Raw genomic sequence first — 10,835 nt, forward strand, 5'->3', positions numbered from 1 at the left:
GCGACGCTGAAATGAGCGCTAATACAACCCCTGGTCAACTTCAAGTGATTAAACGCACTGGTGATGTTGCCACTTTTGATGCAGATAAAATCTCTGTAGCAATTGGTAAAGCATTTTTGGCTGTTGAAGGTCAACCAAGTGCAGATTCGAGCAGAATTCATGATCGTATTACTCAGCTGACTGAGATGGTGATGAATACATTTAAGCGTCGTTTACCTTCTGGTGGCACGATTCATATTGAAGAAATTCAAGATCAAGTTGAATTAGCTTTAATGCGCACAGGTGAACAAAAAGTAGCGCGTGCATACGTGATCTATCGTGAACAACGTGCTGAAGCGCGTAAAGAGTTAGGTGCTCATCATCACCCTACTCTTCAGATCACAGGTCAAAATGGTCAGCTCCAACCATTAGATTTGAGTCGTTTACAAGCGAAGATTGAAAAAGCTAGCGAAGGCTTAGAAGGCATTGATGTTCAAGCGATCATCGATGAAACTGTAAAAAACTTATACAACGGTGTTAAAGCATCAGACATCTCTACAACGATGATGATGGCGACACGTACACGCATTGAACAAGAACCAAACTATACGTATGTCACTGCACGTTTATTGCGTGACAACTTAGTTGCAACCGGTCTTGAGTTTCTTGGTCTATCTAAAGACACGCTTGAAAATGATGCGCTTGAAACCTTCTTGAAAAAAGGTGTTGAGCTAGAGCTGCTTTCTCCAGAATTATTAAGTTTTGACCTTGTAAAATTAGCGGCTGCGATTAAACCAGAACGCTCTAATCAATTTACATATTTAGGTCTTCAAACATTATTTGACCGTTACTTCATCCACTCTGATGGCGTACGCTTCGAATTACCACAATTATTCTTCATGCGTGTTTCTATGGGCTTGTCGCTCAATGAAGACAACCGTGAAGATCGTGCAATCGAATTCTATAACTTACTTTCTAGCTTCGATTACATGGCATCTACGCCAACCCTATTTAACTCAGGTACATTACGTCCTCAATTATCAAGCTGTTATTTAACAACGATTGATGACGACTTGTTCGATATTTATGGCGCTATGCGTGATAACGCAATGTTGTCTAAATGGGCAGGCGGTTTAGGTAATGACTGGACACCAGTTCGTGCCTTGAACTCATACATCAAAGGTACTAACGGTAAATCGCAAGGTGTTGTTCCGTTCCTCAAAGTAGCGAACGATACAGCAGTTGCAGTTAACCAAGGTGGTAAGCGTAAAGGTGCGGTATGTGCTTATCTCGAGACTTGGCACTTGGATATCGAAGAATTCCTAGAGCTTCGTAAAAACACGGGTGATGACCGCCGTCGTACACACGATATGAACACTGCAAACTGGGTTCCAGATTTGTTCATGCAACGTGTATTTGAAGATGCTGAATGGACACTCTTCACCCCGTCTGAAACACCAGATCTTCACGATTTAACGGGTGCTGAATTCGCAGAACGTTATGCTTACTACGAAAGCATTGCGAAAGAAACAGACATGCTGCATAAGAAAGTCCGTGCGAAAGACTTATGGCGCAAAATGTTATCAATGTTATTTGAAACAGGTCACCCGTGGATCACATTTAAAGACGTATGTAACTTACGTTCACCGCAACAACACGTAGGTGTGGTGCACTCTTCTAACTTGTGTACTGAAATTACGTTGAACACAAGCAAGGATGAAATTGCGGTATGTAACTTAGGTTCAATCAACCTTGTTCAACACGTTCAAGGTGGTCAATTAGACCGTGAGAAACTTGCTCGCACGATTAAAACTGCAGTTCGTATGCTCGATAACGTTATCGACATTAACTACTATGCAGTTCCACAAGCGCGTAATTCAAACTTGAAACACCGTCCAGTGGGTATGGGTATCATGGGCTTCCAAGATGCACTATACGAAATGAAAATTGCTTACGGTTCTGATGCTGCGGTTGAGTTTGCGGATGAGTCTATGGAAGTGATTTCTTACTACGCGATCCAAACTTCAAGTGATTTGGCGGTTGAACGTGGTACGTATGAAACATTTAAAGGCTCATTGTGGGATCAAGGTATTTTACCAATTGACTCTCTTGAGCTGGTTGCGAAATCTCGCCCAGAACGTATGTTTGAAGTCGATCGCACACAACGTTTGGATTGGGACACGTTACGTGCCAAGGTTCAAAAAGATGGTATGCGTAACTCGAACGTGATGGCAATTGCACCGACTGCAACCATTTCAAATATTTGTGGTGTATCTCAATCTATTGAGCCTACATTCCAAAACTTGTATGTGAAATCGAACTTGTCTGGTGAGTTCACTGTCATCAACCCTTACCTCGTTCGCGCATTAAAAGAACGTGGTCTTTGGGATTCTGTGATGGTCAATGACCTGAAACATTTCGAAGGTTCAGTACAAAAAATTGCGCGTATTCCTGAAGAGTTAAAAGCCATTTTCGCGACAGCATTTGAAGTTGAAGCACGCTGGATTGTTGATGCTGCATCACGTCGTCAAAAATGGATCGACCAAGCACAATCTCTTAACCTTTACATCTCTGGTGCAAACGGTAAGAAATTGGACATCACGTATAAGATGGCATGGTTACGTGGTCTTAAGACAACTTATTACCTCCGTGCATTGGGTGCGACATCTGCTGAGAAATCTACGATTAACACAGGTGCATTAAACGCAGTTAAACCTGCGACAGTGGCAGCACCAGTAGCAGCAGTTGCTCAAGAAGCTAAACCTGAAGCAGCAGCGTCAGAAGAAGGCTTTGAACAAGCAGCACCAGTGCCAATGGCATGTTCAATTGACAATCCTGATTGCGAGGCTTGTCAGTAATCTGACAGGTTTTAAATCCTCCCCCTTGTGAAGCTTTGCTTCTCACCTTTAATAAAGGAGGGAGATTCCTCGAAGCAAATAGCGGGATGTAAGTCTCCCTTTGCAAAAGGGGGATTTAGGAGGATTAAAAAAATTTAGGCAATAAAAAAGCCCTCTAGCGTCCGTCAAAACTAACTAGAAGGCTTTCAATCTCGATGTGATACCAAGATGGTCACAAAGAGGCTGGCATAAGTAAATGCGTTTTCGATTGTAACATCGATTCGAGAAACGAGCCAGTAAGAGTCATCTTGATTTTGTACTAGTGAGGTACTGAGTCATGACTAATAAAGTCGCTCGTAGTGCTATTACAGGTCAATACGTAACTTTGGAATATGCTAAAAAGCACCCAAAAACTACTGTTGTTGAAACTGTGAAGCCGACTAAATCACCTAAAAAGTGATTTAATTTCGAATTCTAGCGTCTGCTAGAATTCGTACAAACAAACAAAGGAAACCACCATGCACCATATGACTCATAACTATATGTTAGGACTTGCTGTATTGGTCTTTGCCTTTATTTTCTTTTACACGCCGATGGTCTATGCATTTTTAGCCATTCGCAAACAACAGAAGCGTAAGCAAAATAAGTAGTGCGGAAATTCAATCTACTCAAACGAACAAATTGAGTACATTCATCGGCAAAACTTAATTTTGCTTACACAATATAAGCGTATAGTAGGATGTCTCACGTTGAGATGTCTGAATTAAAGATATAAGCAACGTAGAGAGAATTGATATGTCTATCCTCAGTTGGGACGATTTCGAAGATGATGAACCGAAACAAACTGCACAAGCACAGCAGTCTGCGCCCATCGAACCGCAAAAAGCGCCTAATCCACAAGTGGTATCTGATGCACGCAACGAACCGACGCGTGTGGCAGCTGCACAACCCGCTCGAACCAGTTCAAACGGAACAACAAATTCAGCCGATCCGTTGGCAAGAGCATCTAACGCCTTAGAACATTTGGACGTTGCTCCAGGTCTTGAAGAGTTAGAAATGGGCGCTCAACGTGTTCAAGTTGATGATAAAGCAATGATCAACTGTCGCGCTGACTTGAACCAACTTGTACCATTCAAATATGAATGGGCTTGGCAAAAATATCTAGATGGTTGTGCAAACCACTGGATGCCACAAGAAGTTAACATGAATCACGATATCGCACTTTGGAAGTCAGAGGATGGCTTAACTGAAGATGAGCGTACCATCGTGATGCGTTCTTTAGGCTTCTTCTCTACTGCCGATTCGTTGGTTGCAAATAATTTGGTTCTTGCGATTTACCGACACATTACTAACCCTGAATGCCGTCAGTACATCTTGCGTCAATCATTTGAAGAAGCGATTCACACGCATGCTTATCAATACTGCATCGAATCTTTAGGTATGGATGAAGGCGAAGTCTTCAACATGTACCGCGAAGTTCCATCAGTTGCGCGTAAAGCTGCATGGGGCTTGAAGTACACTCAAGAATTGAGTGATCCAACATTCAAAACAGGCACCCCTGAAACAGATCAAATCTTGCTTCGCAACTTGATCGCATTCTACTGTGTTCTTGAAGGTATTTTCTTCTACTGTGGTTTCTCTCAAATCTTGTCAATGGGTCGTCGTAACAAGATGAATGGTGTTGCTGAGCAATTCCAGTACATCTTACGTGATGAGTCAATGCACTTGAACTTTGGTATCGATATGATTAACCAAATCAAGATTGAGAACCCTCATTTGTGGACTGCTGAGTTCCAAGAAGAAATCATTCAGATGATTCTTGAAGGTACAATGCTTGAAATCGAATATGCACGTGACACCATGCCACGCGGTGTATTAGGTATGAATGCTGCAATGATGGAAGAATACTTGAAGTTCATTGCAAACCGTCGTTTAGCTCAATTAGGTTTACCTGAGCAATTTGCTGGTGTGAACAACCCATTCCAGTGGATGTCAGAAATGATGGACTTACGTAAAGAGAAGAATTTCTTCGAAACTCGCGTAACAGACTATCAAACTGGTGGTGCGTTAAGCTGGTAATAGCTTTTTACGTTATGCGACACAAGGTTTGTCAAAAACGACACAAGGTTTGTCATAAGACGACGCATGGTTTGTCAAAAAAATCGCTTGATAACAGATAATGTGAAATTATTAATAGATAGTTATTTGTCACAATGAATGCTATCAATAAAAATATAAAAGGAGCCTATTAATAGGCTCCTTTTATATTTCGTAAGACGACACATAAAATTTCGTTAGCGACATATAAAATTTTCTTGTAAAAAAAGCCCGTCTATATGGATGGGCTTTTTTACAATTAGTGCAAATCATTAAATGACAAAAATATAAAAACTAAACTATGTCATCTCTTAACATATATCCTAACATTGATTCTTGGAAAACTAAGAAATTCAATAGGCTGGATACAGCTTTTTTCAATCTTACAGTTGTCTTAATTTTCTCTCTATTTTTCAGACAAAACCTCCTCAATAGATTTTCTAATCTAATTATTAGTCAATTAAAATCTCTATATTTAGAAATTTTTTCTTCATGTTCTTTAATAGGATGAGTAAGCCAATATATAGAATCCTCTTGCTATATCTCTCCTATACCAGTAACAAGATCTATTAAATTATTTAAATATCGCCAAATATGAAACATAAGCTACATCATCTTAAATACGATATCCAGAGCTTCCTTAATGGTTTTATTGTTCTGAGCAATAATGTGCCTGACTTTACTTTTTAAGACAGACTAGGCTTTTTCAATAGGATTGAAATCGGGACTATAAGCAGGTAGATAAACGATTCTTGTCTTATATTTTGCTACTAAATCATCAATCGCTTGACCTTTATGAATTGAGGCATTATCGAGAATCAGCAAATAACTTTTTGTCTGAATATCCTTTTTCTGTAAGTCCTTTAACAAATACTCCAACTAACAGAGAAAAATACTCCGATCACATGAGCCTTGAAACACTAAAGGTATAATAAATTTGAATGGTGCATTTGATCTGACAGCATTGATCATGCAGAGACTGATGCCATGTCCACCTGACTTTAAGAAATGACATCACTGTCCTATTGGAAACCAACCATATGCTGCTATTTCATTGGTATTGATGCATGATTCATCAATATAAAGGATATGATCCTCGCCATAATGCTTCTTCCATTCAGGTAGGAACCATTCAAATACGGCACGACTTAATTTACAGGCTTGTCTGTAAAGAAAACTCTTTTTTTATGCGTCCATCCCATCTTATTAAGGGCTTTTAAAATGACATGATAACCAACTGTATAACTAAATTGTTGTTCAAACAAAGGGACAAGATCTTTCGCCTTAGTAAACGGTGTATTTTTTTCGAAGTGCTCAAAGGCTTGAAGATCTCAAATCAAAGGCGTCCTGCATTTTGAGATTTAGGCTGTTTGAGCTGACCAGTATGCTGTTCGAGTACGATCCAATCATCTAGGGTGGTTATTGTAATATTAAACAATTCACACATTTTGGATTTATACTGTGATTATTTATAAAACTGCACGACTTTTTCGCATAGATCGACGGTATATGTTTTTGGCATGATCCTAAATCTTAGTGCTTTTTCTATTGTAGCTCATATTAAATTTTTAGCTATACATGAGCACTTCAGTGATTTTAAAGTCATGCATACTCGTTTTAGTCGGTGGGCTAGTAGGTATATGGCAGAGAGTTTTTGAAGTGCTGTCACATGACAGTAACAATGAATATGCCATTTTAGATTCAACCATTGTACGCGCTCATCAACATAGCGCTGGGGGGGGAAATCATGCGATTGGACGCAGTAAAGTTTGCTTAAGTACGAATATTAATGCCCATGACTTAAACGGTTCAGATGTGTTGCTGGACTTATCCTTGAGCAAGACTTGGGTTATAGATAAAGCCTACAACTCTAGGGGTCGGGCGATTGATCCAATTTTACATGTGAAAGTTCAAGTTGTAATGGCTGCGAAAAGAATTCTATTGATCAGTGTGATTATGACTGACATCTCTACAAAGCAATACATCTGATCAAAAACTTTTTTGCCAAGCTCAAGAAATATCGTGTATTACCAAACACTATGATAAATTGGCTCAAAACTTCTTATCAGCGATTTATGTGGCTTAATTGATGATAAGACCTAATCAATTATCATTAAATATTAAAAAAACTTATAATAATCAATTTAAAATTAAAGCTCAAATAAAACTAAAATCTAGTATTTTATTTATACAAAATAATAATTTACTTATCTCAAATCAAGATTTAATATAAGTTTTAAATAAAAAACTTTGGATGGCTAAAGCTTATTCAATTTCTTTTATAATGGAGTATTTAAGAAGGATGAATTTTTTTTCTGGAGAAGGAGATTTTATAGATGTTCGATCTTTATCGAATATCAGGCCTGACATAAGAGTGGGGTTTATTCTCTTGAATAATTTCACTTTAGCACCAGTTGCAGGTTTTGTTGAGTCCTTACGTTTTGCTGCTGATAAATCATTTAGAAGCCAGCAGGTTTATTGTCAGTGGGATTGGATGACCTTGGATAATGAACCAGTATACGCCAGTTGTGGTCTATACATCAGCCCGACTGCTAATTTTAATCCATTCAATAACTATGATTACATTGTCATTGCTGGAGGGCTACTATCAGAAACACGAGAACCTCCCATAGCTTTATTGAACATTATCAAAAAGATTTATAATACTGGAATAAAAATTATTACCTTATGCTCTTCCTCTTTTGTTCTCGGTAAAGCTGGGATTTTGGATGGTCGAAAATGTGCAGTCCATTGGGCAATTAAAGATGAGTTTAAAACACGTTTTCCAAATGCAATTGCTTTAATTGATCGAAATTTTGTAGAAGATAATGGTATCTTTACATGTCCAGGTGGTACAGCAATTGATTTAGCTACACATATTATTCGTAAGAATTGTGGCAACATCAGAGCACATAAAGGACTTGAGTTCTTACTTATTGATGACCCGATAAATATTGGGAATAGTCCTGAATCCCCTCCTATAGCAAACACTCAAACCTACGAAAATACAATTGTTTCGCGCGCTATTGAATACATGAAAAAAAATCTTGGAGCTCATATGACATTGAAACAAGTTGCAGAGCATGTAAATACCAACCCTCGTCAGTTACATCGAGCATTTGTAGCAAATGCTAATGAACCACCAGCAATTTATTGGCGTCGCATACGCCTCGAACACGCCAGAAAATTATTAGCCAATACAAGCCTATACGTCACTAACATTGCAATGGATTGTGGGTTTTCTGATGCGTCACATTTTATTTTATGGTTTAAAAAACAATATGGTGAAACGCCTTTTGCTTACCGCAAAAGACGTCAGAATGTTAATAAAGTGGATTAATTGATTATAAGGCTGCGCTGGCTTGTATTTCGATTCGATAGTGTAAGTCAGCTAAATTTGCCCCAACACATGCTCTAGCTGGTTTATAAAATCCATCAAACCATTGCTCATAAATAAGATTCATATCATCAAAATCATTCATATCTGCTAACCAAATTTGTATTTTGAGTATACTGTTTTTATCTGCTCCTACCATTTTTAATCGTTGCTCAAGTTGATCTAATACAGATTGAGTTTGATGTATAATATCCTTTTGTTTACATTCAGCGACAATACCTGAGGTTTCTATATAGTTATCTAATTTAACAATTTGACTCAATCGGTTATTACTTACATAACGTTTAATATTATTAGACATAAAAACTTTCCCTTAAAATAAGCAATAAGTTTTTTTAAAATTTTCCTTTATATCCCATTCACCTTTGCAATCGGCAGGAAACAAAATTGCATCACCCTCTTTCAATTCAATTGGTTCCCCTCCTTCAGGAGTAAAAGTACAGCATCCTTTAACAATATGACTAAACTCCCGGTTCATTAAATATCTCTTAAACTTGCCAGGAGAAGACTCCCACACACCGATACTTGCTTTTATAGTTTCTGAGCTCTGTTCTTGTGCCGAACTCTGCATTGCAATTAATTCTCCAACTGGAAATCGAGCAGGTTGAGCATTGTCCATTTGAGCATCTAAAGCTTGTCTTACTACATAAACTATATTATTCACTCTTCTAATACTCCTTTATGAATCAAGTTTTCATTCTTTTCGTAATATTGATTTTTTTTACATTACTCTGTTCATTTTCTAATGATGCTGCTTCACCCAAGCTCATTGCATCAATATTAGGTGCAAGCATCCAAGTCGCTACCGCACCCACCCAACAAATACCCGCAGCAATAATCATTGTTGCTGAAATACCTAAGTCTGTGAGCGCTAGTGGAACTAGATATGTACCTATTGCTGCACCAATCCTCGATATAGATGTTCCTAGTCCTACTGCAGTTGCACGAATCTCTGTCGGAAAAAGTTCATTTGGATATAAGTACTGCAGTACTTGAGACCCCCCTACAGCAATCGCGTAACCAGCAAACATCAGCATAATCATATTAGCAGAAGCATCTGGATATATACCAAGCAATAAAAGAGCTAAACCAGACCAGAAAAAACTATGTAATAATAATCTCTTACGACCAATCTTATTAATAATAAAAGCGACTAATACACAACCAAGAATAAAAAGTACTGTAATTGCTGCTGCCCCAAAGGATGCTTGATCATCACTAAGACTCATAGCTTTAAGTACAGTCGGTGCAAATGCATATATAGCAAAAATAGGAATAATCGAACAAGTCCAAAATAAACAAACGAATAGCATTCGTTTACCATATCCTGAATGGAATAAGCTCCAAACTGTAGCTTTAGAACCAGATGATTGATGTGTTTCTTTCAGATCAATATAAGAATATTGCGAACCATATACTCTCTTTACAATTTGATCGGCTTCTGTAACTCTTCCTTTACTCAATAACCAGCGTGGTGATTCCGGTGTTCCACTTCGTGCAATTAAAAAGAAAACACCTGGAACAGCAGCACTTGCTAAAATCCATCTCCAAGCATCATCTCCAGCATATCTAAGCGCTATTTCACCTACAATATATGCAGAGGCTGCACCTATAAACCAAATTACAATCATTACAGAAATTAATATTCCACGATATTTTCTTGGTAAAAACTCTGTTAGAAAAGATGTTGCTATGGGATAATCAGCACCTACTGCAATCCCAAGTAATAATCTCCAAATAAAGAGCATTAACGCTGACTCTACCCACAACTGTGCTACTGAAAACCGGCTTTGTTGCACAAAGATTTGAAATGCAAAGCGCCCCTAATTGAGCCAAATTTAAGGCGTAACTTGGGTAAGTGGTCGACCTAATTCCGTAAATCTGTTGAGGACTGCTACACGTGCATGAATTTCATTCACCTGACTAGGAAAGCTTCTTGCCATTAATTTATCGCCTAATAATTTGATGCAATGCATCTTGGTTTCCACCAAACTGCGGCGATGATAGCCTGACCATTTTTTCCATAATGTCCTGCCTAAACGTTTAACTGTTCGAAGTAATTCATTTCGCTCTAGCGAGCAACTCTTTGTATCTTTCCATGGTTTCGCATTTTTTCTAGGTGGAATCACCGCATGTGCTTGCCGATCTGCAATGACCTGACGGCATTGCTTGGTGTCATAAGCTCCATCGGTATAAACAGAGTCAATCTGCTCATCTTGTGGAATCTGATTAAGTAAATCACCAAGCACCTGTGAATCACTGACATTATTGGTTGTGAGCTGAATAGCGCGTATTTGTAGGGTTTTGGCATCTATAGCAATATGTAGCTTACGCCATTGGCGACGATATTCAGGTCCATGTTTCTTGCGTTTCCATTCACCCTCACCTAGAAACTTCAAGCCTGTAGAGTCCATGAGTAGATGCAGCCCATAGTTACTTTTTTGGTAGCTGATTGCAATATCAATATACTTTTGTCTTCTACAAAGCGTACTGTAATCTGGCGCTGTCCAATTTAATCCGCAAAG

General features: G+C 38.5%; 11 protein-coding genes. 6 read left to right on the forward strand and 5 right to left on the reverse strand.

Annotated elements, in window-relative coordinates; translation table 11 throughout:
• Positions 1 to 11 precede the first annotated feature (11 nt).
• From AC1M87_RS10380 to AC1M87_RS10395, 4 genes are all read left to right on the forward strand, one after another.
• Positions 12 to 2,837 (forward strand): ribonucleoside-diphosphate reductase subunit alpha, encoded by a 2,826-nt coding sequence (locus tag AC1M87_RS10380; RefSeq protein WP_092766945.1) that lies wholly within the window; start codon positions 12 to 14, stop codon positions 2,835 to 2,837.
• Between the two features lie 316 nt (positions 2,838 to 3,153).
• Positions 3,154 to 3,276: a hypothetical protein gene (locus AC1M87_RS10385; RefSeq protein ID WP_481593636.1), complete on the forward strand. Its 123-nt coding sequence runs from the start codon at positions 3,154 to 3,156 to the stop codon at positions 3,274 to 3,276.
• A 58-nt stretch (positions 3,277 to 3,334) separates the two neighbouring features.
• Entirely contained in the window at positions 3,335 to 3,466 is a 132-nt protein-coding gene (locus AC1M87_RS10390; RefSeq protein ID WP_481587302.1) for a preprotein translocase subunit YajC, read from the forward strand.
• Between the two features lie 145 nt (positions 3,467 to 3,611).
• Positions 3,612 to 4,895: a ribonucleotide-diphosphate reductase subunit beta gene (locus AC1M87_RS10395; protein ID WP_035267248.1), complete on the forward strand. Its 1,284-nt coding sequence runs from the start codon at positions 3,612 to 3,614 to the stop codon at positions 4,893 to 4,895.
• Between the two features lie 714 nt (positions 4,896 to 5,609).
• Here the strand turns inward: AC1M87_RS10395 and AC1M87_RS10400 are convergent.
• The gene (locus AC1M87_RS10400; protein WP_481593637.1) at positions 5,610 to 5,792 is read right to left on the reverse strand and encodes a transposase; all 183 of its coding nucleotides are present in this window, start codon (positions 5,790 to 5,792) and stop codon (positions 5,610 to 5,612) included.
• A 699-nt stretch (positions 5,793 to 6,491) separates the two neighbouring features.
• Between AC1M87_RS10400 and AC1M87_RS10405 the strand changes: the two genes are divergently transcribed.
• Positions 6,492 to 6,902, forward strand: coding sequence for a hypothetical protein (locus AC1M87_RS10405; protein WP_481593638.1), 411 nt, complete (start codon positions 6,492 to 6,494; stop codon positions 6,900 to 6,902).
• Positions 6,903 to 7,167: 265 nt separating this feature from the next.
• Positions 7,168 to 8,253: a GlxA family transcriptional regulator gene (locus AC1M87_RS10410; RefSeq protein WP_481593639.1), complete on the forward strand. Its 1,086-nt coding sequence runs from the start codon at positions 7,168 to 7,170 to the stop codon at positions 8,251 to 8,253.
• 4 nt (positions 8,254 to 8,257) lie between these two features.
• On the opposite strand, the gene AC1M87_RS10415 is transcribed toward AC1M87_RS10410, so the two are convergent.
• The 4 genes from AC1M87_RS10415 to AC1M87_RS10430 all read right to left on the reverse strand — a co-directional run.
• Positions 8,258 to 8,611: a RidA family protein gene (locus AC1M87_RS10415; RefSeq protein ID WP_411686627.1), complete on the reverse strand. Its 354-nt coding sequence runs from the start codon at positions 8,609 to 8,611 to the stop codon at positions 8,258 to 8,260.
• Positions 8,612 to 8,623: 12 nt separating this feature from the next.
• Entirely contained in the window at positions 8,624 to 8,974 is a 351-nt protein-coding gene (locus tag AC1M87_RS10420; RefSeq protein WP_481593640.1) for a cupin domain-containing protein, read from the reverse strand.
• Positions 8,975 to 8,996: 22 nt separating this feature from the next.
• The gene (locus AC1M87_RS10425) at positions 8,997 to 10,109 is read right to left on the reverse strand and encodes an MFS transporter (RefSeq protein WP_481593641.1); all 1,113 of its coding nucleotides are present in this window, start codon (positions 10,107 to 10,109) and stop codon (positions 8,997 to 8,999) included.
• A gap of 39 nt (positions 10,110 to 10,148) precedes the next feature.
• A partial coding sequence (locus AC1M87_RS10430) for an IS5 family transposase (RefSeq protein WP_481593642.1) occupies positions 10,149 to 10,835 on the reverse strand: 687 nt, incomplete at its 5' end.

The organism is Acinetobacter sp. 24-47-62 (genome assembly GCF_056779765.1).